Below are 22,847 nucleotides of genomic sequence, written 5' to 3'. Positions count from 1 at the left end.
AAACTCGGCCCGACACCCCGAAAAAGTAGAACCCGCGGCCTCTCGGCCGCGGGTTCGAATTCCGTCCGTGCCGGGCCGATCAGGCGGCAGTGCGCTTGCGGGCTTCCTGCTTGGTGTCGACGCCGGCCGCTTTGATCTCGGACAACTTCTGCGCGACGTTGCGCGAGAACACGAACTCGGCGGGGCGCTGGTTCTCCAGGCTGACCTCGGGGGCCATCGCGCCATCGGTCTTGATGCCGCGAATCGCATGCACCAGCGGCTTCCATGGCTTGCGGACCGAATCGACCACCGAAGAGGCCTCGTAGCCCGAATGGACCATGCAGTCGGCGCACTTTTCGTAGTTGCCCGTGCCGTAGGAATCCCAGTCGGTCTCCTCCATCAGCTCCTTGAAGGTCGCCGCGTAGCCCTCGCCGAGCAGGTAGCAGGGCTTCTGCCAGCCGAACACGGTGCGGGTCGGGTTGCCCCACGGGGTGCAATGGTAGGTCTGGTTGCCGGCCAGGAAGTCGAGGAACAGGCCCGACTGCTGGAAGGTCCACTTCTCGCGGCCCTTCTCCTTGCCGTGCCGGAACACGCCGCGGAACAGATCCTTGGTCGCCTTGCGGTTCAGGAAGTGCTTCTGGTCCGGCGCGCGCTCGTAGGCGTAGCCCGGGGAGACGGTGATGCCGTCGATGCCCATGCGGGTCACGCTGTCGAAGAAGTCAGCGATCTTCTCCGGCTGGGAATTGTTGAAGAAGGTGCAGTTGATGGTGACGCGGAAGCCCATCTCCTTGGCCTTCGCGATCGCCGCCACCGCCTTGTCGTAGACGCCGCGCTGGCACACCGACTGGTCGTGCATCTCCTTGTCGCCGTCCAGATGGATCGACCACGTGAAGTACGGGCTGGGCTTGTACTCCTTGATCTTCTTTTCAAGGAGCAGCGCGTTCGTGCACACGATCGCGAACTTCTTCTGGGCGATGATGCCCTCGACGATCTGCGGCAGATCCTTGTGCAGGAGCGGCTCGCCGCCGGCGATCACCACCACGGGGGCGCCGCACTCGCGTACCGACTCGAGCGCGTCAGCGACCGGCAGCCGCTTGTTCAGGATCTCGTCCGGGTAATCGATCTTCCCGCAGCCGGCGCAAGCGAGATTGCAGCGGAACAGCGGCTCCATCATCATCACGAGCGGGTAGCGTTTGCGACCCGTCAGGTGCTGTTTCAGGATATAGCCGCCGATCTTCGCGACGTACCGGAGGGGGATACCCAAGATAGCGGCTCCTTCACTTCGTCGGCCCCGGAGGCATCGGGGTGCTTAACACGAAAAAAAACGCGATTTCCAGCGATCTAGCTTGGAACTAATCTCAATCGGCCCTGTTTCGGCGGCACGATGACATCTTATTCCGCGCCTGACGTAACGGTGCCACATGAGCCGCCTAGGGCGACCGCGTGGGCGGGGACATTCAGACGTTGAGGACAGCACGTGCATTGCGTCGGCAATGCGACCGGACATCCGGAATTCCGGCCGCGATGCAACTGACGCCGTGCGCCAGCGCACATATCCTCCCCGGCGGCCGGACCGGCTCGGCCGCGTTGCAATCTGGCACCACCCTCTTTACTGAACCTCGGGGCAGCGATGCAAGCCGTGGCCCGAGCCGTGGCCTCTGGTGGATGGCGGCGCCGCGATCCATTTCGGCCGCGATCGGCGCGTGGACGCGTGTCGTGCGTCCGGGGCGGACCACGCGGCCTTCCTCGACCCCGGTCCGCATCCGAACGGATTGCGGGGCGATCGGCACGCGGGCACTGAGCCCTGCCGGAGCCGGTCTCCGGGATCCCGAGGCGTTCGATATGTTCGATGGTATGTGTCGGCCGCGCCGTGTGCGTGTCCGGGGCGAACAGGCAGGGTGCTCGTGATCGAAAGTCTCGTCGCGTTCTCGGTACGGTATCGGTGGATCGTGATCGCCCTGGTGGCGTTCGTCACGGTCGCGAGCGCCGGAGTCGCGGCGCATCTGTTCCGGATCAACACCGATGTCGAGCGCCTGATCGATCCGAAGGAGCCCTGGCGCCAGGACGAGATCAATTTCGAGCAGGCCTTCCCGCAGCGGTCGAACACCATCGTGGCGGTCATCGACGGGCAGACGCCCGAGGAGACCGAGGAGGCGGCTGCCAACCTCGCCAAGGCGCTGACCGCTCATAAGAATCTGATCGAGACGGTCTATCGGCCGGATGGCGGCCCGTTCTTCGACAAGAACGGCTTGCTGCTGATGTCGCAGGCGGATCTCGACAAGACCCTCGAATCGCTGACCCAGCAGCAGGGGCTGCTCGGCCCGCTCGCCGCCGACCCGTCGCTGCGCGGCGTGATGCGGGTTCTGACGCTGGGCGCCCGCGGCGTGAAGACCGGAGACGCCAAGCTCGAGGATCTCGAGAAGCCCATGGGGCAGATCGATGCCACCCTGAAGAAGGTGCTGGCCGGGCAGCCGGCGCGGATGTCGTGGCAGGAGCTGCTCTCCAACGGACAGAGCAGCGTCACCGACAAGATGAAGTTCGTGGTCATCCAGCCGGTGCTGGACTTCAACGCCCTGGAGCCCGGCTACCAGGCGACCAAGCTGATCCGGAACGTCGCCCAGGATCTCAGGATCGATTCCGAGCACGGCCTGCGCATGCGGCTGACCGGCACGGTGGCGGTGGCCGACGAGGAATTCGCGACGCTCTCGGAGGATGCGGGCGTCAATTACAGCGTCACGGTCGGCGCGATCGTCCTGTTCATCTGGCTCGCCCTGCGCTCCGCCCCCCTGGTTTCGGCCGTGCTGATCACGACCTTTGCGGGTCTGATCGTCACCGCGGGCCTCGGATTGGCGATGGTCGGCGAGCTCAACCCGATCTCGGTGGCCTTCGCGGCGCTGTTCGTGGGGCTCGGCATCGATTTCGGCATCCAGTTCGCCGTGCGCTACCGGGCCGACCGCTTCGAGCAGCCCGAGATCGGCGCCGCGCTCCGGGCCGCAGCCCGCGGCGTCGGCTGGTCGCTGACGCTGGCGGCCATCTCGCTGCTGGCCGGTTTCTTCGCCTTCCTGCCGACGGCCTTCCGCGGTGTCTCCGAACTGGGCCTCATCGCCGGCGTCGGCATGATCGTGGCCTACCTGTTCGCCCTGACGCTGCTCCCGGCCCTGATCGCCGTGTTCAATCCGAAGGCCGAGAAGGCCGCGGTGCAGACCGACTGGCTGGTCGGCGTCGATCCCTGGATCATCGAGCATCGCAAGCCGATCCTGATCGCGGTCGGCCTGATCACGCTCGCGGGCGCGCCGCTGCTCTGGCACCTGCCGTTCGATTCCAACCCGATGCACCTGCGCAGCGCGAAGACGCAGTCGATCGCGACCTATCTCGATCTGATCAAGAACCCCGAGACCAGCCCGAACTTCATCGACGTGCTGGCACCGAGCGTCGAAGCCGTCCCGGGCCTGTCGAAGACGCTGATGGGGCTGCCGGTCACGGCCTCGGTCAACAGCATCGACACCTTCGTGCCGCGCGACCAGGACAAGAAGCTCGCGCAGATCGCCGACACGGCGCAGCTTCTCGATCCGGTGCTCAACCCTGGACGTCGGCCGCCACCGCCTACCGATGCCGATAACGTCAAGGCGCTCAAGGATGCCGCCACGGCGCTGAACGGGATCTCGAACGATGCCAAGGGGGACCAGACGGGGGCGCAGGCCGCCAAGGAGCTCGCCGGCACCCTCGACAAGCTCGCCTCCGGCCCGGTGACGCAGCGCGAGGCGGCCTCCGTGGCGCTGACCAAGGATCTCGGGCCGCTGCTGGCACACCTGCGCGACCTGCTGCACCCGGAAAAAATCACCCTGGACAACCTGCCGCCGCAGTTGAAGGCCGACTGGGTGGCAGCCGATGGGCGCGCGCGCATCGAGGTCCATCCGAAGGGCGATTCGAACGACGACGCCGTGCTGCGCCGCTTCTCGGATGAGGTTCTGAAGGTCGCCCCGCACGCCACAGGCGCGCCGGTGGCCACGACTCAGTCGAGCTACACGATCCTGGGCGCCTTCGTGCAGGCAGCGGTGACGGCCCTCGTGCTGATCTTCGTCATCCTGTCGGTCGCGCTGCGCAAGCCGTGGGACGTGGCGATGACGCTGGGTCCGCTGGTGATCGCGACCCTCTGGACGCTGATGGCGATGCGCATCGTCGGCATGCCACTCAACTTCGCCAACATCATCGCGCTGCCGCTGATGCTGGCGGTCGGCGTGGCGTTCCACATCTACTACGTGATCGCGTGGCGGGCCGGCGTGACCGACATGCTCGCTTCCAGCCTGACCCGGGCGATCTTCTTCTCGGCGCTGACCACCGGCAGCGCCTTCGGGTCGCTGGTCCTGTCGAGCCATCCGGGCACGGCGAGCATGGGCAAGCTGCTCGCGCTGTCGCTGTTCTTCACCCTGGTGGCAGCTTTCTTCGTGGTGCCGGCAACGCTGGGCGAACCGCCGGCTCAGCCCGATGAGGATCGCCCCGAGGCCGAGAAGGCCGCCGGCGCGGCGTTGCGGAAGAGCACCGGGTTGAAGGATCCGGTGCCGGCCAAGTAGGCCTCGGTTAGAGGGTCTTCTCGAAGAAGTGGTCCAGGTAGGGGTCGTCGTTGAAGCGGTCGATCTCGACCCAGCCCGCCTTCCGGTAGAGCGCGAGCGCTTCGGGAAGGGCGCTGTTGGTGTCGAGACGCAGCGTCCGGATGCCGAGGTCGCGAGCCGCTGTCTCGGCCGCCTGCATCAGACGCTGGGCGAGGCCGAGGCCCCGGGCGCCAGGGTCGATCCAGAGCCGCTTGATCTCCGCCACCGGGCCGCCGTTGCCCTTCAAGCCGACGCAGCCGACCGGGAGGCCGCCCGCGACGGCGAGCAGGAAGGTGCCGCGGGGCCGCATCATGGCGGCGGCCTCCGGATCGCAGGACAGGGCGACGTCGAAGCCGCCGACGAAGCGGGTCGCCAGTTCGGCGTAGTAGGCGGAGAGGCAGGCGCGGGCGGGCTCACTGGTGGGATCGACGTCCGCGATCGTCATAGGGACCAAGCCGGATCTTCCCATCGCGCGCCGCGCATCCTAACCTCTTGGCATGACGACGATCGCTCTGGAAGAAGCAGCCCCGACCCTCGCGGAACTGGCTGCGCGTGTCGAAGGCGGTGAGACCATCGTCGTGACGCGCAACGGTCGACCGGTGCTCGACCTTGTACCGCATCGCCGGAAGGGTGGGCTCAACCTGGAGGCGGGCGAAGCGTTCCTGCGCGCCCACGGGATCACAGATCCGTTTCCGTCCATACCCGATGACTTTGACGATTCATTGCCGGAGGATTTTCTGATTCGGCCGCTGCCCGAGCCATGAAATTCCTACTCGACACGCATATTCTGCTCGCCGTGATCGGTCGACGCTTGCATTTACGGAGTCCGAAGATTGCCCGGTTGCTGAGCCAAGACGACAGCGATCCCTATGCAAGCGTAGCGAGCCTTTGGGAGATCGCGATCAAGACACGCCTTGGTAAGCTCAATCCAAGGATGTCATTGGCTCTGCTGCCTTCGGCGTTGCAAGCTTTGGAGATCGGGATCGTGCCCATCACGCAAGCTCACGCCCTCGTTTCTGTTGAGCCACTCCCGCCGACGAAGGATCCGTTCGATCGCATGTTGCTCGCGCAATGTCAGGTCGAGGGCTGTCTTTTGGTTACGGTCGACGGCGCTCTGCACGATCATCCGCTTGCGGCGCGAATTTAAGCTGAAACGCTACGCGAAATCCGAGAACCCGCCCGTAACAGTCCCAAACGCCTCGACGGCCGCGATCGACGCTGGCGCTATCAGCGCGTCACGTTCCTGCGTGTACCGGTAACCCGGCGCCTCGCCCGGAAATCCACCCGCCGTAGCCGGATGCGTGTAGAGTTCGGTCAGCCCATCCGGGAGATGCCGCAAGAGAGCCGCCACACGGGCCGGCGTCATGGCGCCGGACCATGCGAGCCCGAAGGTCCGGTCCGGGATCAGCAGGCCGGCCTGCCGGGCGCGGACGGCGAGCAAAGCCGCCCAGGGCGCGATGTCGAGGGCCGGGCGGGGGCGGGCGCCGGGCTCGGCGCGGCGCAGGATCTCCCGCGGCTCCCGGGGCACCCGCAGGGCACGCATCCCGAAGGCGCGGCCGATGCGCAGCACCGCACCCGCGATCAGCGGGTGGACGTGGAAATGCTTGTGGGCGTTGACGTGGTCCAGCGGCAGGCCGGTCGCGCGATAGGCCTCGAACTGCGCCCTGATCTCGGCGGCGAGCTGGCGCCGGGCCGCGGGCCTGCGGGCGAAGTCGAGGCCGAGCTTGGCCATGTCGGCCCGCATCAGGCCGGCCGCATCGGTCAGGTCAGGCAGCTCGGCGGCCGGTAGGGTCGGCCACGCCTCCACGAGGACGAGGTGCAGCCCGACCCGCAGGGACGGCATCCGCTTCGCCCGCGCCACCGCATCGGCGGCGGCCGGCGCCGAGACCATCAGGCTCGCCGCCGTGAGGATCCCGTCGCGATGGGCCTGCTCGACGGCCTCGTTGACCTCAGGGCTCAGCCCGAAATCATCCGCGGTGACGACCAGACGCTTCACGGTTACCTCGGTCATGGGTGTCGAGAGGGCAAGCCCTCTCGGGTCCAGGGCGGAGCCCTGGGAAGAGGGGCGGGGCTCTGCCCCGCTCCCCGCCGGGGCCGCGGGCCCCGGACCCCTGACTTACGCCGCTTTCGCGGTGCCCTGGCGCTCCTTGAGGAAGCGGTAGAACTCGACGCCCTCGCGCAGGCGGCGCTTCATCATGTCGGGCGAGCGCACCATCTCGCCCACGATGGAGGCGATCTTCGGCGCCCGGAAGTAGAACTTCTTGTAGAACTCCTCCACCGACGTGAAGATCTCGGTATGCGAGAGGTGCGGGTAGTGCAGCGGCGCGACCTGCACGCCGTTCTCGTCGACCAGTTCGGCGTTCTCGATGTCGAGCCAGCCGTTCTCCACCGCCTGCTTGTACAGGAAGGTGCCCGGGTAGGGCGCCGCCAGCGAGACCTGGATCGTGTGCGGGTTGATCCGCTTGGCGAAGGCGATCGTCTCCTGGATCGTCTCCCGGGTCTCGCCCGGCAGGCCGAGGATGAACGTGCCGTGGATGGCGATGCCCAGGTCGTGGCAATCCTGGGTGAACTTCTCGGCGACCTCGACCCGCATGCCCTTCTTGATGTTGTGCAGGATGGTCTGATTGCCGGACTCGTAGCCGACCAGCAGCAGGCGCAGGCCGTTCTCCTTGAGAACCTTCAGGGTCTCACGCGGCACGTTCGCCTTGGCGTTGCACGACCACGTGACGCCGAGCTTGCCGAGCTCGCGGGCGATCTCCTCGGCGCGCGGCAGGTTGTCGGTGAAGGTGTCGTCGTCGAAGAAGAACTCCTTGGTCTGGGGGAACTCCTTCAGGCAGTACTTGATCTCCTCGATCACGTGGGCGACCGAGCGGGTGCGGTAGGTGTGGCCGCCGACCGTCTGCGGCCAGAGGCAGAAGGTGCAGCGGCTCTTGCAGCCCCGGCCCGAGTAGAACGAGATGTAGGGGTGCTTCAGGTAGCCGATGAAGTACTTCTCCATCTCCAGGTCGCGCTTGTAGACGCTGGTGACGAAGGGCAGCTGGTCCATGTCGGTCATGATCTCGCGGTCCTCGTTGTGGACCACGACACCGTTGGCATCGCGATAGGACAGACCCTTGATCTGCGCCATCGGCACGCCGTCGGCGACTTCCTTGACGGTGAAGTCGAACTCGTTGCGGGCGCAGAAATCGACCACCGGGGCCTGGGCCATGGCGCCGGCGGCGTCGACCGCGACCTTGGCGCCGATCAGGCCGGCGATCAGCTTCGGGTTGGCGGCCTTGAGCGCCTCGATCGTCTTCACGTCGGACTTGAACGACGGCACCGAGGTGTGGAGCACGACGAGGTCGAAATCGTTGGCCTGCGCCACGATCTCGGGGAGTTTGATGTTGTGCGGCGGCGCGTCGATCAGCTTCGAGTTCGGCACCAGGGCGGCCGGCTGGGCCAGCCAGGTCGGGTACCAGAACGACTTGATCTCGCGCTTGGCCTGGTAACGGGAGCCGGCACCGCCGTCGAAACCGTCAAAGGTGGGGGCCTGGAGGAAGAGCGTGCGCATGGGGTTCAAGGCCTCAGGGCAATGCGGGGGAGGGGGCGGAGAAGAATTGGGTGCGTTTCAGCGGAGCGGCGCGCCGGCGTCGCTGCCGAGCTCCGCGTCGGGGATCAGGGTGCCATCCGCAACCACGTGATAATCATGACCTTTCCATGTCACCGCCCCCGACACGAAGGCCCAGGCGAAGTTCAGGAAGGACAGGCTGTCGCGAATCGGCAACAGTCCGTAGGGATGCGGGGCGAGGTTGAAGGCCCGCTCCAGCTGCCGGCAGAGGAGGATGCGGCTCGCCAGAGCCAGGACCGCCACCGCGATGGCGACCGGGCTTCCGCCGGACAGCAGGGCGCCCAGGACGGCGAGCGGGAAGGCGTGGGTGACGATCGAGCCGGCATAGCCCGCCGGATCGACGGTGCGGATGGTGCGGTTCCAGCGCAGTTCGTGCCGCCACAGGCCGCCGAGATCGGTATCCACGCTGGTATGGCCGATGGTGAAGCTCGGGATCGACACCCGGCCGCCGAGGCCGCGCAGCGCCGCGCCGATCGCGTAATCGTCGGCGAGGTCGTTGCGGAAGGTGCGGAAGCCGCCCACCGCCTCCAGGCTCGCCCGGGTGAAGGCGACCGTGGAGCCGAAGCAGGGCTTGGCCAGCCCGAGGCTCAGGCCCATCACGACGTTGGGCAGGAAGTGGGTGTCGATCGCCAGCGTCGAGAGCCGGTCGTAGAGGCCCCGGAAGGCCGGCACCCCGTGGTAGAGGCAGGTGACTCCGGTGACCCCGTCCTGCGACAGCTCGGCGACCAGGCGCTCCAGATAGTCGGGACCGACCACCATGTCGCTGTCGGCCAATACCACCACATCGTGGGCAATCCGCTCGGACATGTTGATGAGGTTCGAGACCTTGCGGTTCGAGCCGTGCTGGCGGGTGTCGATCACGAGGTCGATGCGCGCCGCCGGATAAGCCTGTTTCAGTTGCTCCACCACGCCGATCGCAGGATCGGTGGCCTTCTGGACGCCGAACACGATCTGGACCGGGCCGGCATAATCCTGGCGCAGGACACTCTCGAGATTCCCGTAGAGCGATGGCTCCAGCCCGCACAGGGGCTTGAGCACCGTCACGGAGGGCCGGGGGGCGCCGAGCGTCAGGGCGGGGACGGGTCGGGCCGCGTAACGGCCGGCGCAGAAGGCGGCCGCCAGCCCGTAGAGGCAGCCCGCCGCCGCCAGGATCAGGCAGAGCAGCGCGAGCCACGAGAGGGCGTTCAACGTCAGGGCGGTAACATCCATCCGATCGGGTCCGTGCGATCGTCCCGCCGCCTCAGGCAGCGATGGCCGCGAACGGCCGGTTCATGGCGGCACTCTCGGCGGCGTTCACGGCGTGGGCTTGGCGGCGAGCATGCCGTCGGCCCGCTGGCGCAGGAACTTCACGGCGCCGTCCGCGCCGCCTGACTTCAGCGGCGCCGACAAAGCGGTCCGCTGCGCCGCGATCTCGCTCACGTCGCCGTTGAGCAGGACGTCCTGGATACGGTTATTGGCATTCACGACGAAGTCGACCGCGGAATCGTCGCCGTCCGCCGCAGTCACCCGGGTCGCCACCACCCGCTGGGCGCCGCGCTCCTCGACCTGCGGGGTCACGTCGAACTTGCCGCCGGCCGCGCGGGCGAGGCGGTTGGCGTAGGTGACGGTCAAGCTGCGCTTGAACGCGTCGGTGATCGCTTCCTGCTGTTCCGGGGTGAAGCTCGACCATTTCGAACCGACGGCGATGCGCGCCATGGCGGGGAAATCGAAGGCCTTATCCATCGCCGGACCCACGGCTTCGACGCGCACGGGCAGGGGGGCCGGGCCGTCCTTCAGGGCGGCCGTGAAGGCAGCGTAGAGGTCGCGCACCGTCTGAACGGCGGGATCATCCGCGGCCCAGGCCGGAACCGGAACGAGCAGGGGAACGGCGATCAGGGCGGCCGCGAGCCGTCGGGTCAGGCGCACTTCTTCAACTCCTCGCCCTCGCCGAGCCGCGCGCCCATGCGGGGCGGGGCGTAGCTGTAGAACGGCCCGAGCGTCGCGGCCTGCGGCACCCGCTTGGCGCTGCGTGCGGTGTCCACCTCCGCCTCGCGCTCCTCGTCCTCCGGCGCTTCCGCGCGCAGCTTGGTCTCGATCCGGTGCCAGAGCAGCAGGCTCGGAAGGCCGACCCCGAGATCGGCGAAGCGCTTGACCAGCGAGAGGGCCAGCGCCGCCTCGGCCGGGATGTTGAACAGGCCGCACAGGGCGATCAGGCCACCCTCCTGGGCCCCCAGGGCGCCGGGCACCGCGAAGGCCGCGCCGCGCACTGCCTGGGCCAAGCTCTCGATCATCAGAGCCTGCGCAAAGTCGATCGGGTAGCCCATGAAGTGCAGGCAGACGTAGACTTCGAGCGTCCCGATCACCCAACCGATCAGGTGGACGCCCAGCGCGGCGGCGAAGCGGCCATGATTGGCGTAGAGGCGGCGCAGGCTGTCGTAGAGCTGGTCGATCGCCCCGAAGGCGCGCCACTCGCGGCCCGATGCGAAGCGGCTGAGAAGGCCCTGGATCAGGCGGTGCCCCGCCCGGCGCTGGATCAGGTAGAAGGCCCCGAGCGCCGGCACCGCAAGGGCGAGACCGCCCGCAACCGTCCGCGCGATCGGCCCGTCGCCGCAGATCACGATCAGCAGGGCGAGGCCGAGCACGGTGAACAGGAGCTGCGTCAGCGCCTGGGTCATCAGGTCGACGAACATGCTCGCCCCCGCGAGCGCGCCCGGCACGCCGCGCTTCGACAGGAGGCGCGCGCCGACGAAATCGCCGCCGACGGTGGCCACCGGCAGCAGCGTATTGATACCCTCGCGCACGAAGCGCAGCGACACGCAATCGACGAGCTTGGCGGTGCCCCTGGGGAACACGACGTGCCAGCCGAGCCCCGCCCAGGCGACGGCCACGATGCGGGCCAGCACCACCAGGGCGGTACCCCAGCCGGCAGAGACGACGGCGGCCGAAACATCCTCAAGACCGGAGGACATGAACAGGCCGACGACCGTGCAGAGACCGGCGATCGAGGCCAAGGTCGTCAGGCGCTTCATTGTCGTCTTTCAAGCTCGCAAAAGGCTTGATGCGGGAAATCGGCCACGGTCGCGGCAGAAATAGGTCCGACGGGCCGAGAACGTTTCTGCCACGTTGCAGCACGGATGAGCGCTGTCTATCACCCGTTTAACACACCGGGGGCCAAAGCGGCGGCGGCGCTGAAGCGCCTGCGTAGAAGGCCGCGGCACGTCGCAGAAGGGGCACACGTCATGGAGCGCGAATCACCGATCACGGCCCTCGAGGCCGTGAGCGACGACACGCATGCCGGCCATTATGCGGGTGGTGGAGCGGCGCCGGGCGTGCCGGCCCCGCACGCGCCCGTGATGGCGTGGAACGAGTGGGATCCGCTGGAGGAGGTGATCGTCGGCTCGCTCGACGGCGCCACGATCCCGACCCATCACCTGACGGTAATCTTCAATCTGCCGCGCGCCGCGCAGCCGTTCTACCGGCTTGCGAGCGGCTGGAAGTATCCGGGGTTCATGAAGAAGCTCGCCCAGGCCGAGCTCGACAACTTCATCACCATCCTGGCCGGCGAGGGCGTGAAGGTCCGCCGCCCCGACACGGTGGACTTCTCCAAGAAGTTCAAGGCGCCGCGCTGGTCCTCCCGGGGCTTCTGCGTGGCCTGCCCGCGTGACCCGTACCTCGTCATCGGCGACGAGATCATCGAGAGCCCGATGTGCTGGCGCTCGCGCTACTTCGAGGGCGACGCCTACCGGTCGCTGTTCAAGGAGTATTTCCGCGCGGGCGCCCGTTGGACCTCGGCACCGCGTCCGCAGCTGACCGACGACCTCTACAACTACGATTACCGGGTGCCGAACCTGAAGGCCGGCGAGCCCATGCAGTTCACGGTCAACGAGTTCGAGCCGGTCTTCGACGCCGCCGACTTCGTCCGCTGCGGCCGGGACCTGTTCGTCACCCGCTCGAACGTGACCAACCTGATGGGCATCGAGTGGCTGCGCCGCCACCTCGGCCCGGGCTTCCGCATCCACGAGATCGAGAGCCGCTGCCCGCAGCCGATGCACATCGACTCGTCGTTCATGCCGCTGGCCCCCGGCAAGGTGCTGGTGAACCCCGACTACGTCGACGTCGAGAAGCTGCCGGCCGTGCTCAAGAAGTGGGACGTGCTGATCGCCCCGCGCCCCGACCCGGTCGAGGGCTTCATGAGCAAGATCTCGATGTGCTCGCCCTGGACCTCGATCAACGTGCTCGCGATCACCGAGAAGAAGATCGTCGTCGACCAGAGCCAGCCGACGCTGATCAAGGCGCTCAAGGATTGGGGCTTCGATCCGATCCCGGCGCCGTTCCTGAGCTACGGGCCGTTCGGCGGCTCGTTCCACTGCGCGACCCTCGACGTGCGCCGCCGGGGTGTGCTGAAGTCGTATTTTTGATAGTCGAGCGGGCCGCTTCTCACAGAGGAGCTCTCCTCCCCCTTGTGGGGAGGAGCCGGAGGTGGGGGTGGTGCAGGATCGAGCGATTGGGTGCCTTCTGCACCACACCCACCCCTAACCTCTGCCCGCAAGGGGTAGGGGAAAAGTGCCCATCGCTCACGACGTCGGCGTCAGACTAAGAAGTGTACATCTGCCGCCCGCGGCAGCGACCATCCGCGCTCACCGCGCCCCGATCCCCTCGATCAGCGCCTTGTTGAAGCCCTCCGGGTCGGACATCTGCGGCGCGTGGCCGAGATCCGGGAACTCGACGAGCCGCGCACCCGGGATCGCCTGCGCGGCCGCCCGGCCCAATTCGGGATAGTGGCCGAGACTCGCCCGCACCTCCGGCGGAGCGAGGTCCTTGCCGATCGCCGTGTTGTCCTTCTGGCCGATCATCAGCAGCGTCGGCACCGCGATTTGCGGGAACCGGTAGACCACCGGCTCGGTGACGATCATGTCGTAGACGAGCGCCGAGTCCCAAGCGACCGCCTCCTCGCCGGGCCCGGTGTTGAGTCCGGCCAGCATCGTCACCCAGGGCTCGTAGCGGGGCTCCCACTGACCCGCGTAGTAGGTCGCGGTCTCGTAGGCGCGGATCGATTCCGCCGAGGTCTTCAGCTCCCGCTGATACCACTGCGCCACGGAGATCGGCGGCAGGCCCTTGGCGTTCCAGTCCTCCAAGCCGACGGGATTGACCAGCACGAGCCGCTCCACCGCCTTCGGGTAGAGCAGGGCGTAATGGGCGGCCAGCATGCCGCCCGTCGAGTGGCCGACCAGAATGGGGCGCTCGACCCCGAGCTGCGCCAGCAGCGCGTGCGTATTTTCGGCGAGTTGCCGGAAGGTGAACTGGTAGGCGGCGGGCTTGCTCGATTTGCAGAAGCCGATCTGATCGGGCGCGATCACCCGGTAGCCGGCCGCGCTGAGCGCGCGGATCTGGCTCTCCCAGGTGGCGGCGCAGAAGTTCTTGCCGTGGAGCAGCACGGCGGTGCGGCCGTTCGGCGTCTCGGCCGGCACGTCGAGATAGGCCATCTGGAGCGTCTGGCGCTGCGATGGGAAGGTGAAGCGCTTGACCGGGAAGGGATAGTCGAACCCTTCCAGCTCCGGTCCAAAGGCCGGGGTGGCGACACGATCCGCCGTCGCCGCGCCGGGGGAGGCCAGCGCGAGGAGCGCGGCGGCGAGGATGGGTCGGAGCATGGCCGCCTCGTGTGCCAGCGGCGTCAGGCGCCGCGTCGCCGGCACAGATCGGGCATTCGAAGGGCGCTGTCCATGATGCGGGCCCGGTCCGTCAGCCACCGGGCCCGGACAGCGCGGAGCAACCTCAAGCCGCGGCCGGCTGCGCCACGGCAGCCTGATCGCGCTTGGTGTACCAGGCGTCGGACATGGAGAACGACGCGAACCGGCGCTCGTACCCGTTCCGGGTCATAAGTTCGGCGAGCGCTTCGTTCTGCTGCGGATCGGTATGCGCGACGCTGAGCAGCGTCACATCGTGTTCGGCAAAATCGAAGCCCTCCAGAAGGTCGAGCGTATCCTCCTCGGCGTTGATGCTCAGGAAGTCGATCGTGCGCGGCGCATTCGCCGCCTGCAGAAGACTGCGCAGCGTGACGGTCTCGACCTCGTACCTTCTTCCACTCCGCCGCGTGCCCGTCCCCGGAGCGGTTCCGGCCGACGCATCCTCGGCACTGTCCGGGTCGTTGAACAGGATCTTCAAGCCATCGTCGGTGTAGACGAACTTGTTCGTGACGTAGCAGGTCCGGTCGGCGCGCAGCTTCTCGTGCCGGCTGCGTGCCGGTTCCGCGATGGCCCCCTGCCAGCCATAGAGTTTCTCGAGCAGGCGCGTGGTGCTGGCACCCCGATCGTCCGCGGCACCGAACTCGACGAAATAGCCGTTCCGCTTCTCTCCGAGTTCGAACAGGACCCAGAGATCCTGCAGGAGCGGCGCGCTGGAGAGCGCCGCACGCCGGGCCGCGAAGGTGAGGAAGTCGATCGCTTCGGCGTGAGCCTCCTGGCCCGGACCGACGAGGCTCTTGATCTCCGCGATCGATCCTTCGAGCGTCTCTCGGACACTCAAAACCGTCCTGAAGACGATGCCAAGCTCATTTTCCACGATCAACTCCTCTACATACGCGTCCGAGCGATCGGTCCGCCGCGGATTTCCGGAACCTTTCAGGCCTATACTCATCGATCAGCGTGGCATTCCGCCTGTCCCGCCCAGGCCGCTGCCCGGAGGAATCGCTGATAAACAGCACCAGATAAGAACTATCCACCTCGGATGAAGTCATCCAAAACAAAATACAGAGGCCGTATTCAGGACAACCCAATATTATTCTGCATGTATCGACGGATAAGATCGATTCAAGCAAATCATAACGCGGTATATTTTGTCCTTCTTGCGGCCAAGCCTATGACGAGCTTTTGCAAAGGATTAGGAACGAGTCAATGACACGGACCACGAAAACGATCTTAACGCTTGCTATCCTGACCGGCCTCAGCACAGCTCCGGTCCTTGCCGCGGATGCGTGCGATCGCCTGGCCGCCCGGGTGATCCACGACACCGGCGTTTCACTCGCCGGCCGGGCCGGCCCCTACGCGGTGTTCCGCGCAGAGGACGCGGAGCGGATGAGCCTCGATTGCCGGGCGCCCGCGCGGATCACCGTGGCCTCCCGGGATCGGGAGCCGTCCCAGGCCTATTTCATTCTGGTCGGCCGTGCGGCCCGGGCCCTCGCTGGGGCGGATCCCGCCGCCGCCGAGGTGCTGGCGCTCAACCTGCATCAGGCCAGCCTCCTGGCCAACGCCCCGCGCCGCGGCAGCTCCGGTCGCGTGGTGATGCTGTGCGAGACCGGCCCGCGGACCGATGGCCTCCGGGAGGATCTCACGGTCTGCCGTGTCGCGCCCCGCACCGGGCTTTCGCGGATCCGCCGTGCGGGCTAGACCGCACCCATGTCGAATCCCGAACACCCCGGTCCCATCGTCCAGGTGGGCCAAACGCGCTTCGCCAACCACTTGCCGCTCGCGCTGATCGCAGGCCCGTGCCAGTTGGAGGGGCGAAACCAGGCCCTGGAGATCGCCGCAGCCCTCAAGGAGATGACGGCGCGCGCCGGGATCGGACTCGTGTTCAAGACCTCGTTCGACAAGGCCAACCGCACCTCGGGCAGCGCCGCCCGCGGCGTCGGCCTGGACGAGGCGCTGCCGGTCTTCGCAGAGATCCGCGAATCCCTGGGCCTGCCGGTGCTGACCGACGTGCACGCGGCCGAGCACTGCGCCCGGGCCGCCGAGGCGGTGGACGTGCTCCAGATCCCGGCCTTCCTGTGCCGCCAGACCGACCTGCTCCTGGCGGCGGCCGCGACCGGCCGGGCGGTCAACATCAAGAAGGGCCAGTTCCTCGCGCCCTGGGACATGAAGCACGTGGCCGCCAAGGTGACGGAGGCCGGCAATCCCAATGTCATCGTCACCGAGCGGGGCGCCTCGTTCGGCTACAACACCCTGGTCTCGGACATGCGCAGCCTGCCGATCATGGCGCAGGTGACGGGCGGCGCGCCGGTGGTGTTCGACGCGACCCATTCCGTGCAGCAGCCGGGCGGCCAGGGCGCGAGTTCCGGCGGCCAGCGCGAATTCGTCGCCGTGCTGGCCCGGGCCGCCGTGGCGGTGGGGGTGGCGGGGGTGTTCATCGAGACCCATCCCGACCCCGACCGGGCGCCCTCCGATGGCCCCAACATGGTCGCGCTGAAGGACATGCCGGCGCTGCTCGCCGAACTCATAGCCTTCGATAAGCTGGCCAAGGCCCGCGCCGCGTAGACGGGGATCCCAAAGGGCGAGCCCTTTGGTGGGTCGTCAGGGCAAAGCCCTGACTGAGTTCCAAGGCTCCCTGAGTCCCAAGGCTCCCTGAGTCCCAAGGCTCCCTGAGTCCCAAGGCTCCCTGAGTCCCAAGGCTCCGCCCTGGACCCGCGAAAGGGCTCGCCCTTTCGAAACCCCGATCAGGGACGCGCCAGCACCTGGATCCGCAGGGGTTGGACGAGGCCGTAGCGGCCATCCGCCTCGCGTTCGGCCGCCGTCTCGAACGCCGCCTCCACGACGGGGCGCCGGGCCTCGACCGTCGCCGCACGGGCGGGGTCCACGGCGCAGACCCGCGTCAGGAAGGCGTCGAGGGACGCGAAACTCTCCCGCCGCTCGACCGTGACGTCGCGACGGCACGCGAACGTGCCCCGGGACAGGGCTGCCGCGATCGCATCCTGCGCGGACGCGCGCACCGTAGTTTCGTCCTCGATGGGCTGAAGGGCATCGAAGAAGCTACCCGCCGCGAGCGGTTCCACCACCACGAGCGACCCGCCCGGGACGAGCACGCGCGCCGCCTCGACGAGGGCGGCGGCGGGGTCGGGCACGTGGTGCAGGGCGTTGAGCAGGACGGCCCCGTCGAAACTGGCATCGGGGAAGGGCAGGGCTTCGCCCGAGGCGGCCTCGAACTGCGCCTCCGGGACGGCGGCCCGGGCCTGCGCAAGCGCCGCATCGCCCGGGTCGATGCCGGTCACCGCAGCACCGTCCTCGCTCAGGCGCTTCGCAAGCGTTCCGCCGCCACACCCGATGTCGAGGATCCGCTTGCGGGACAGCGGCGCGAAGGTCTCGCGGATCAGAGTCAGGGCATCCATGCGGTCAGTCCTCCAAGTCTGCCATCATACGGGCCGCACCGGGCGGAGGCGATCTCGGCGTGCTTCGCGCTGAGCCGGTCTCTGCCGTCGCGGATTGGCGACCCGCTTGGGCGGAGATGCGCGCGCATCGGAATATTTTCGCAAGGTTTCGGATCGGACGCTCTTCGGAACGGCGAGCAGCGCCGTACGGCCGAGGCATCGCGCATGATGAACCGCGGTTCATAAAACCGACTGTGTGCGGAGCCGCACGCCAAGACCTGTGAGAACTTGGAACTGTCCCGCTGTGGCTACGTTATTGGGCAGGTTCGATCGAGGATCGAGAAGGAACATCATGCGCAAGATCGGTATCATCGCCACCGCCGCCGCTCTGGCCCTCGGCAGCGTTGCCGCCACGTCCAGCGCCGAGGCACGTCCCTACGGCTACCATGGCGGCTACGGCGGCTACGGTCACGGCGGCTACTACCGCGGCGGCCGTCGCGGCATCGGCACTGGCGCCGCCATCGGCCTCGGCATCGCCGGCCTCGCGGCTGGTGCGATCGCCGCCGGCGCGGCCCGTGACAGCTACTACGGCGGCGGCTACGGCTACGCCCCGTCCTATGGCTACGGCTACGCGCCCGTCTACGGCGGCGGCTACGCGGCCCCGGGCTACGGCTACTACGGCTACGGCTACTGAGATCGGGCAACCGTCGGGGAAGGGGCGACCGGCGCGAGCCGGTCGCCCTTTTCGTTTGGCGGGGTCCGCGGCCCATCACCGGCCGCGATAGGGCGGGACTCCGGGATCGGGCAGCCAGGCGTTCTTGGGCACATCGCCCGTCTGCCAGAACACGTCGATCGGGATGCCGCCGCGGGGATACCAGAACCCGCCGATGCGCAGGTAGCGCGGCTCCAAGAGGTCGCGCAGCCGCTTGCCGATCGCCACCGTGCAGTCCTCGTGGAACGCGCCGTGGTTGCGGAACGCGCCGAGGTAGAGCTTCAGCGACTTCGACTCCACCAGCCAGTCCCCCGGCACGTAATCGATCACCAGGATGGCGAAGTCCGGCTGGCCGGTGACGGGGCAGATCGAGGTGAATTCGGGCGCGGTGAAGCGGGCTACGTAGTCGGTATCCATGTGCGGATTCGGGACCCGGTCGAGCCGTGCCTCCTCGGGGGAGGTCGGGAACGGCGTCGGCTGGCCGAGTTGGAGCGTCTCTGGTGCGGTCATGGCAGCGGTATAGATCCGGAGAGTTCTGGATTCAAAAGGGCTGAGCCCTTTTGCGGGTCCGGGGCAGAGCCCTGGTCCATGGGGGCTCTGCCCCCAAACCCCGGCCAAAGGGCTAGCCCTTTGGGATCCCGCTACCGGGCGCTCTCCCGTTTGGGACGCCTGTCACGACACGTGCACAGGCCTGGCCTACGGCGGTGCTTGCCGCCGAACGCGGCTTGACGGATAAGCCGCCGCGATGCGCCGCACCCCGAATCGGGGCTGCCGCCGCCGACAAGCGGCCCCGCGAGAGGACGTTCCATGACCGCGATCACCAATATCAGCGCCCGCGAGATTCTCGACAGCCGCGGTAATCCCACGGTCGAGGTCGACGTCATCCTGGAGGACGGCTCGTTCGGTCGCGCCGCGGTCCCCTCGGGCGCCTCCACGGGCGCCCACGAGGCGGTGGAGCTGCGCGACGGCGACACGAACCGCTTCCTCGGCAAGGGCGTGCTGAAGGCGGTCGAGGCGGCACAGACCGAGATCCTCGACGCGATCGGCGGCATGGAGGCCGAGGAGCAGGTCGCGATCGACGAGGCGATGATCGAGCTCGACGGCACGCCCAACAAGGCGCGGCTCGGCGCGAACGCGATCCTGGGCGTGTCCCTGGCGGTGGCGAAGGCCGCGGCCGAGGCCTCCGGCCTGCCGCTCTACCGCTACGTCGGCGGCGTGCAGGGCCGGGTTCTGCCGGTGCCGATGATGAACATCATCAACGGCGGCGCGCATGCCGACAACCCGATCGACTTCCAGGAATTCATGATCCTGCCGGTGGGCGCCGATTCGCTCGCCGAGGCCGTGCGCATGGGCTCCGAGGTGTTCCACACCCTCAAGAGCAAGCTGAAGAAGGCCGGCCACAACACCAATGTCGGCGATGAGGGCGGTTTCGCCCCGAATCTTCCGTCCGCTGAGGCCGCCCTCGATTTCGTGATGGACGCGATCAGCGCCGCCGGCTTCAAGCCCGGCCAGGACATGGCGCTCGCCCTCGACTGCGCCGCCACCGAGTTCTTCAAGAACGGCGCCTACGCGTACGAGGGCGAGGGCACGAGCCGGACCATCGAGGCGCAGGTCGACTACCTCGCCCAGCTGGTCGACGCCTACCCGATCGTCTCGATCGAGGACGGCATGTCGGAGGACGACTGGGCCGGCTGGAAGCTGCTGACCGAGAAGATCGGTGACCGGTGCCAGCTCGTGGGCGACGACCTGTTCGTCACCAATGTCGAGCGCCTGTCGCGCGGCATCGCGGAGGGTACGGCGAACTCGATCCTGATCAAGGTCAACCAGATCGGCACGCTCACCGAGACCCTGGCGGCGGTCGATATGGCCCAGCGGGCCGGCTACACTGCGGTGATGTCGCACCGCTCGGGCGAGACCGAGGATTCGACCATCGCCGACCTCGCGGTCGCCACCAATTGCGGGCAGATCAAGACCGGCTCGCTCGCCCGCTCGGACAGACTGGCCAAGTACAACCAGCTGATCCGCATCGAGGAGGGCCTCGGCCCGCAGGCGCTTTACGCCGGCCCGTCAGCGCTGAAGCAGCTGGCGCGGCGCTGAATCCGGCGGATCGGTTCTGGGTTCCTTCCGCGGGGTAGGGGCCGGGCTGGGACGTCTGCGACGGCACCGGCAAGACACCCCGTCGCCGCGACGCGCGCTCCCTCCCCCCTCTGCGGGGGAGGGTGGCCCCCGAAGGAGGCCGGGAGAGGGGAGCAACGGCACAGGACGACGCTGTCGCCTTCAAACCTGCTCCACCCAATCCGGAAGCCGGGTTCCCCTCTCCCGACCCCTGCTCACGCAGGGGCCACCCTCCCCCGCAGAGGGGGGAGGGAAAGGCGCGGAAGGCCCATCCTGCACCGGAAAATCCGGTCCCGCCTAGGGCTCCCCCGGCACGCTCCAGACCCGCATCGGCCGCGACAGGCCCCGCAACTCGATCGTGCCGACCGGCTCCAAGCGCCGCGCGCACCGCTCGGCAAAGGCATCCGACACCAGAAGTTCGTGGCCGAGCGCCGCGCATTGGCTCTCGATCCGGCTGGCCTCGTTGACCGCCCGTCCGATGATCGTGAAGTCGAGCCGCCGCGCGGTGCCGACATTGCCGTAGATCACCGTCCCGAAATGCACGACGCACTCGGCCGGGAGTTCGGGCAGCCCGGCCGCGCGGCGGCGGACATTGAGCGCCGCATTGGCCGCGAGTCCCTCGGTCGCGGCATCGAGGGCGCCGCCGCAGACCGGGCAGGGGAGGGTGCCGGCATCCGGCACCGGAAAGATCGCCAGGAACCCGTCGCCTAAGAATTTCAGGATCTCGCCCCCGTGCTGTTCCACCGGGTCGCCGAGGGCGTCGAAATGCTCGTTGAGCCACGCGACCATGTCGGCCGGATCCACCCGGTCGGCCAAGGCCGTGAAGCCGCGCAGGTCGGTCAGCAGGATGGCGGCCGGCACGGCGCGTCCCTCGCCCCGCCGGATCTGGCCGTCGAGGACGCGCTCGGCGGTGGAGCGGCCGAGATAGGTGGCCGACACCTCGCGGAAGGTGTGGGCCAAGCCCATCTTGGCGATCGCCAGGGTCAGGAACGGCAGCACGTCCGCGATGGCCGACAGGTGCGCGTCGGTGAAGCCGGCAGCCTCGCGGGTGCAGAACGAGACCGCGATGCCCTGGAGCGCCGTGCCGGGGGCGAACGCGACGATGTGCAGGACGTAGTCGACCCCGCCCTGCGCCCCCAGCGCCTTCAGGACCGGAAAGTCCGCCTCCAGCTCGGGGGCGTCGAGGCGCCAGCGGCCGAACGTCTCGCCGGTCTCCACCAGGGCGTAGACCGGGCTCAGCAGCCAGTCGCTCTCCTCGTCGGCACCGTGGGCATTGGCCACGAACGACATCCCCTCGCCCGCGTGCCAGTTGAGGCTGACGCCACGCAGCATCGGGTCCAGGGCCGGCGCCATGACGCTGACCCGCCAGACCGGGATGCCGGCCTCGACCAGCGCCTCGCAGAAGCCGGAGAGCAGGGTGTCGTGGTCGTCGGTCGCCGTGGCGTGTTCGGCGATCCAGCGCCTCAGATGCGTCAGGTCCATCTCTCAGGCTCGCCCTCTGTTCGTGCCGGTCGCGTGCGTGATCGACGTGATCCGTTAACCTTTCCGCGCGAGGGTCACGCCATGGTCGTGCGCCGCCGAGTCAGAATGGTTGTGTTGCCGCTGGGTCTCTGGACCCTGTCGGCACTCGTGGTCGGTTATTTCGTGTGGCAGGCCGAGAGCGGCAACCGCGGCCTAGAGGCCAAGAAGGTCCTCAAGATCCGCGCCTACCAGCTCACCCAGGAACTCAACGCCGTGAAGGCCGAGCGGGCCACCTGGGAGCACCGGGTGGCGCTCCTCAAGAGCGATCAGATCGACCGCGACCTCCTGGAAGAGCGCGCGCGGATCGTGCTCGGGCGGGTCCACGCCAACGACGTCGTCATCATCACGCCGTGATGACCAGCCTCCGCGACCCGCGTGACCATCGCGGTCGCGTGCGCTGTGATCAGGGGGCGTCCGCGTCGGCGGCCCTTCGAAGAACCTCCTCACCCCACTGATTGAGGCTCTTGCCCGACAGTTCCGCGGCGCGGGCCACGTTGGCATGAAGCTCCGGCGAGACGCGGAACTGCAAGCTGCCGGAATAGGGGCGCTGGGGCGCCTTGCCGACCTTGGCGCAGGTCTCGACATAGTCCTCGACCGCCTCGCGGAAGGCCGCCTCCAGAGCGGTAACAGTGTCGGCATGAAAGCCCACGCCATCGCTGATGCCAGCGATGGTGCCAACGAAGACGTGATCGTCGGCGTCGAACTCGACCCGGGCGGCGTAGCCCTTGTATCGAAGCACGTTGCTCATCTGCCCGATCCTTCCTCGCTCGCGTCCGGCGCCTCGGTCAGGACCACCCCGATCTTCGTCAGGAACGCCCGCGCCGCCCTGATCTGGTAGCGCTTGGCTTCCTTCTCGGGATGCGGCCTGTGGAACGTCTCGACGTGCTCGCCCTCGGGGCCGAACGCGAACCGCACGCGTGAACCGGATCCCTCGACGACCACGCAGCCCGCGGCGACCAGCAACGCTTCAACCGCGTTCCACTCGATCGTCCCCGACACCGGGTCGGTGAACACCCGCGTCAGCGTCTTGCGGTGCCGAGAGTTCATGCAAGCATAATGCGCTTGCCTGATCGAGATTCAAGCAGAAAATGCTTGCTTTGACAGGATCGGCGTTTGGGCTGGGCTCCGAGCATAGGCCTCAGGATACGCGCGAGCGGTTTCAGGACGTTCGCCCCCCGATGCGATGCAGTCCCGAAAGCCTTCTGACAACAACGGCTTCCTGTCAGAGCGGCGACCCTCGCTTTCCAACCGGCGCTGTCCTACACCCCCACG

General features: G+C 67.8%; 21 protein-coding genes and 2 pseudogenes. 9 read left to right on the top strand and 14 right to left on the bottom strand.

Annotated elements, in window-relative coordinates; translation table 11 throughout:
* Nucleotides 1-79: 79 nt before the first annotated feature.
* Nucleotides 80-1,243, bottom strand: coding sequence for an adenosyl-hopene transferase HpnH (hpnH, locus tag OXS49_RS03985; RefSeq protein WP_243927709.1), 1,164 nt, complete (start codon nucleotides 1,241-1,243; stop codon nucleotides 80-82).
* A 640-nt stretch (nucleotides 1,244-1,883) separates the two neighbouring features.
* On the opposite strand from hpnH, the gene OXS49_RS03980 reads away from it, so the two are divergent.
* Nucleotides 1,884-4,550 (top strand): MMPL family transporter, encoded by a 2,667-nt coding sequence (locus tag OXS49_RS03980; protein ID WP_244004103.1) that lies wholly within the window; start codon nucleotides 1,884-1,886, stop codon nucleotides 4,548-4,550.
* 7 nt (nucleotides 4,551-4,557) lie between these two features.
* Here the strand turns inward: OXS49_RS03980 and OXS49_RS03975 are convergent.
* Nucleotides 4,558-5,007, bottom strand: a pseudogene (locus tag OXS49_RS03975) (GNAT family N-acetyltransferase); the annotation flags it as partial.
* Between the two features lie 58 nt (nucleotides 5,008-5,065).
* Here OXS49_RS03975 and OXS49_RS03970 point away from each other — a divergent pair.
* Both OXS49_RS03970 and OXS49_RS03965 read left to right on the top strand, forming a co-directional pair.
* The gene (locus OXS49_RS03970) at nucleotides 5,066-5,332 is read left to right on the top strand and encodes a prevent-host-death protein (protein ID WP_267422001.1); all 267 of its coding nucleotides are present in this window, start codon (nucleotides 5,066-5,068) and stop codon (nucleotides 5,330-5,332) included.
* The gene (locus tag OXS49_RS03965) at nucleotides 5,329-5,715 is read left to right on the top strand and encodes a type II toxin-antitoxin system VapC family toxin (RefSeq protein WP_267421999.1); all 387 of its coding nucleotides are present in this window, start codon (nucleotides 5,329-5,331) and stop codon (nucleotides 5,713-5,715) included. The genes OXS49_RS03970 and OXS49_RS03965 overlap by 4 nt, the downstream gene beginning before the upstream one ends.
* A 9-nt stretch (nucleotides 5,716-5,724) precedes the next feature.
* Here the strand turns inward: OXS49_RS03965 and hpnK are convergent, their stop codons facing one another.
* From hpnK to OXS49_RS03940, 5 genes are all read right to left on the bottom strand, one after another.
* Nucleotides 5,725-6,564 (bottom strand): hopanoid biosynthesis-associated protein HpnK, encoded by an 840-nt coding sequence (gene hpnK / locus OXS49_RS03960; protein WP_267422081.1) that lies wholly within the window; start codon nucleotides 6,562-6,564, stop codon nucleotides 5,725-5,727.
* Nucleotides 6,565-6,684: 120 nt separating this feature from the next.
* On the bottom strand, nucleotides 6,685-8,118 hold the full coding sequence (hpnJ, locus tag OXS49_RS03955; protein ID WP_244004077.1) for a hopanoid biosynthesis associated radical SAM protein HpnJ: 1,434 nt from the start codon (nucleotides 8,116-8,118) through the stop codon (nucleotides 6,685-6,687).
* 57 nt (nucleotides 8,119-8,175) lie between these two features.
* Nucleotides 8,176-9,384 carry a bacteriohopanetetrol glucosamine biosynthesis glycosyltransferase HpnI gene (hpnI, locus tag OXS49_RS03950; RefSeq protein WP_267421997.1) on the bottom strand — a complete coding sequence of 403 codons (1,209 nt, stop codon included), beginning with the start codon at nucleotides 9,382-9,384 and terminating at the stop codon, nucleotides 8,176-8,178.
* Between the two features lie 84 nt (nucleotides 9,385-9,468).
* On the bottom strand, nucleotides 9,469-10,080 hold the full coding sequence (locus OXS49_RS03945; protein WP_267421995.1) for an ABC transporter substrate-binding protein: 612 nt from the start codon (nucleotides 10,078-10,080) through the stop codon (nucleotides 9,469-9,471).
* A complete protein-coding gene (locus OXS49_RS03940; RefSeq protein ID WP_244004084.1) occupies nucleotides 10,071-11,183 on the bottom strand; it encodes an HpnL family protein in 1,113 nt (370 codons plus the stop codon). The genes OXS49_RS03945 and OXS49_RS03940 overlap by 10 nt, the downstream gene beginning before the upstream one ends.
* Nucleotides 11,184-11,393: 210 nt before the next feature.
* On the opposite strand from OXS49_RS03940, the gene OXS49_RS03935 reads away from it, so the two are divergent.
* Nucleotides 11,394-12,572, top strand: coding sequence for an amidinotransferase (locus OXS49_RS03935; RefSeq protein ID WP_244004086.1), 1,179 nt, complete (start codon nucleotides 11,394-11,396; stop codon nucleotides 12,570-12,572).
* A gap of 219 nt (nucleotides 12,573-12,791) precedes the next feature.
* Here the strand turns inward: OXS49_RS03935 and OXS49_RS03930 are convergent, their stop codons facing one another.
* Nucleotides 12,792-13,802 carry an alpha/beta hydrolase gene (locus OXS49_RS03930; protein WP_267421989.1) on the bottom strand — a complete coding sequence of 337 codons (1,011 nt, stop codon included), beginning with the start codon at nucleotides 13,800-13,802 and terminating at the stop codon, nucleotides 12,792-12,794.
* 124 nt (nucleotides 13,803-13,926) lie between these two features.
* Nucleotides 13,927-14,712, bottom strand: a complete 786-nt coding sequence (locus OXS49_RS03925; protein WP_267421987.1) for an FkbM family methyltransferase — start codon at nucleotides 14,710-14,712, stop codon at nucleotides 13,927-13,929.
* A gap of 332 nt (nucleotides 14,713-15,044) precedes the next feature.
* On the opposite strand from OXS49_RS03925, the gene OXS49_RS03920 reads away from it, so the two are divergent.
* Together OXS49_RS03920 and kdsA are read left to right on the top strand one after the other, a co-directional pair.
* On the top strand, nucleotides 15,045-15,536 hold the full coding sequence (locus OXS49_RS03920; RefSeq protein ID WP_244004092.1) for a hypothetical protein: 492 nt from the start codon (nucleotides 15,045-15,047) through the stop codon (nucleotides 15,534-15,536).
* A 9-nt stretch (nucleotides 15,537-15,545) separates the two neighbouring features.
* On the top strand, nucleotides 15,546-16,400 hold the full coding sequence (kdsA, locus tag OXS49_RS03915) for a 3-deoxy-8-phosphooctulonate synthase (RefSeq protein ID WP_244004094.1): 855 nt from the start codon (nucleotides 15,546-15,548) through the stop codon (nucleotides 16,398-16,400).
* Nucleotides 16,401-16,579: 179 nt separating this feature from the next.
* Here the strand turns inward: kdsA and OXS49_RS03910 are convergent.
* Nucleotides 16,580-17,251: pseudogene (locus OXS49_RS03910) on the bottom strand (class I SAM-dependent methyltransferase); the annotation flags it as partial.
* A gap of 328 nt (nucleotides 17,252-17,579) precedes the next feature.
* Between OXS49_RS03910 and OXS49_RS03905 the strand changes: the two are divergent.
* Nucleotides 17,580-17,921 carry a hypothetical protein gene (locus OXS49_RS03905; RefSeq protein ID WP_243927689.1) on the top strand — a complete coding sequence of 114 codons (342 nt, stop codon included), beginning with the start codon at nucleotides 17,580-17,582 and terminating at the stop codon, nucleotides 17,919-17,921.
* 75 nt (nucleotides 17,922-17,996) lie between these two features.
* Here the strand turns inward: OXS49_RS03905 and queF are convergent, their stop codons facing one another.
* Nucleotides 17,997-18,449: a preQ(1) synthase gene (gene queF / locus OXS49_RS03900; protein ID WP_267421984.1), complete on the bottom strand. Its 453-nt coding sequence runs from the start codon at nucleotides 18,447-18,449 to the stop codon at nucleotides 17,997-17,999.
* Nucleotides 18,450-18,746: 297 nt separating this feature from the next.
* On the opposite strand from queF, the gene eno reads away from it, so the two are divergent.
* Entirely contained in the window at nucleotides 18,747-20,036 is a 1,290-nt protein-coding gene (eno, locus tag OXS49_RS03895; RefSeq protein ID WP_244004101.1) for a phosphopyruvate hydratase, read from the top strand.
* Between the two features lie 315 nt (nucleotides 20,037-20,351).
* On the opposite strand, the gene OXS49_RS03890 is transcribed toward eno, so the two are convergent.
* A complete protein-coding gene (locus OXS49_RS03890) occupies nucleotides 20,352-21,536 on the bottom strand; it encodes an adenylate/guanylate cyclase domain-containing protein (protein WP_243999691.1) in 1,185 nt (394 codons plus the stop codon).
* Between the two features lie 81 nt (nucleotides 21,537-21,617).
* On the opposite strand from OXS49_RS03890, the gene OXS49_RS03885 reads away from it, so the two are divergent.
* The gene (locus tag OXS49_RS03885) at nucleotides 21,618-21,929 is read left to right on the top strand and encodes a septum formation initiator family protein (RefSeq protein ID WP_243927681.1); all 312 of its coding nucleotides are present in this window, start codon (nucleotides 21,618-21,620) and stop codon (nucleotides 21,927-21,929) included.
* A gap of 49 nt (nucleotides 21,930-21,978) precedes the next feature.
* Here OXS49_RS03885 and OXS49_RS03880 read toward each other — a convergent pair whose 3' ends face one another.
* On the bottom strand, nucleotides 21,979-22,323 hold the full coding sequence (locus tag OXS49_RS03880) for a type II toxin-antitoxin system HicB family antitoxin (RefSeq protein WP_267421975.1): 345 nt from the start codon (nucleotides 22,321-22,323) through the stop codon (nucleotides 21,979-21,981).
* Nucleotides 22,320-22,622 (bottom strand): type II toxin-antitoxin system HicA family toxin, encoded by a 303-nt coding sequence (locus tag OXS49_RS03875; protein WP_243999695.1) that lies wholly within the window; start codon nucleotides 22,620-22,622, stop codon nucleotides 22,320-22,322. The genes OXS49_RS03880 and OXS49_RS03875 overlap by 4 nt, the downstream gene beginning before the upstream one ends.
* Nucleotides 22,623-22,847: the final 225 nt, after the last annotated feature.

Source organism: Methylobacterium sp. GC_Met_2 (assembly GCF_026540795.1).
GTDB lineage: Bacteria > Pseudomonadota > Alphaproteobacteria > Rhizobiales > Beijerinckiaceae > Methylobacterium.
This window is presented reverse-complemented; position numbering and strand designations above follow the sequence as displayed.

Bases quoted from the DNA above. Each gene is read 5' to 3' on its own strand.
- OXS49_RS03970 (WP_267422001.1), top strand. From the start codon at position 5,066: ATGACGACGATCGCTCTGGAAGAAGCAGCCCCGACCCTCGCGGAACTG.
- OXS49_RS03965 (WP_267421999.1), top strand. From the start codon at position 5,329: ATGAAATTCCTACTCGACACGCATATTCTGCTCGCCGTGATCGGTCGA.
- hpnJ (WP_244004077.1), bottom strand. From the start codon at position 8,118: ATGCGCACGCTCTTCCTCCAGGCCCCCACCTTTGACGGTTTCGACGGC.
- hpnI (WP_267421997.1), bottom strand. From the start codon at position 9,384: ATGGATGTTACCGCCCTGACGTTGAACGCCCTCTCGTGGCTCGCGCTG.
- OXS49_RS03940 (WP_244004084.1), bottom strand. From the start codon at position 11,183: ATGAAGCGCCTGACGACCTTGGCCTCGATCGCCGGTCTCTGCACGGTC.
- OXS49_RS03935 (WP_244004086.1), top strand. From the start codon at position 11,394: ATGGAGCGCGAATCACCGATCACGGCCCTCGAGGCCGTGAGCGACGAC.
- OXS49_RS03930 (WP_267421989.1), bottom strand. From the start codon at position 13,802: ATGCTCCGACCCATCCTCGCCGCCGCGCTCCTCGCGCTGGCCTCCCCC.
- OXS49_RS03920 (WP_244004092.1), top strand. From the start codon at position 15,045: ATGACACGGACCACGAAAACGATCTTAACGCTTGCTATCCTGACCGGC.
- kdsA (WP_244004094.1), top strand. From the start codon at position 15,546: ATGTCGAATCCCGAACACCCCGGTCCCATCGTCCAGGTGGGCCAAACG.
- OXS49_RS03905 (WP_243927689.1), top strand. From the start codon at position 17,580: ATGCGCAAGATCGGTATCATCGCCACCGCCGCCGCTCTGGCCCTCGGC.
- queF (WP_267421984.1), bottom strand. From the start codon at position 18,449: ATGACCGCACCAGAGACGCTCCAACTCGGCCAGCCGACGCCGTTCCCG.
- eno (WP_244004101.1), top strand. From the start codon at position 18,747: ATGACCGCGATCACCAATATCAGCGCCCGCGAGATTCTCGACAGCCGC.
- OXS49_RS03890 (WP_243999691.1), bottom strand. From the start codon at position 21,536: ATGGACCTGACGCATCTGAGGCGCTGGATCGCCGAACACGCCACGGCG.
- OXS49_RS03885 (WP_243927681.1), top strand. From the start codon at position 21,618: ATGGTCGTGCGCCGCCGAGTCAGAATGGTTGTGTTGCCGCTGGGTCTC.
- OXS49_RS03880 (WP_267421975.1), bottom strand. From the start codon at position 22,323: ATGAGCAACGTGCTTCGATACAAGGGCTACGCCGCCCGGGTCGAGTTC.
- OXS49_RS03875 (WP_243999695.1), bottom strand. From the start codon at position 22,622: ATGAACTCTCGGCACCGCAAGACGCTGACGCGGGTGTTCACCGACCCG.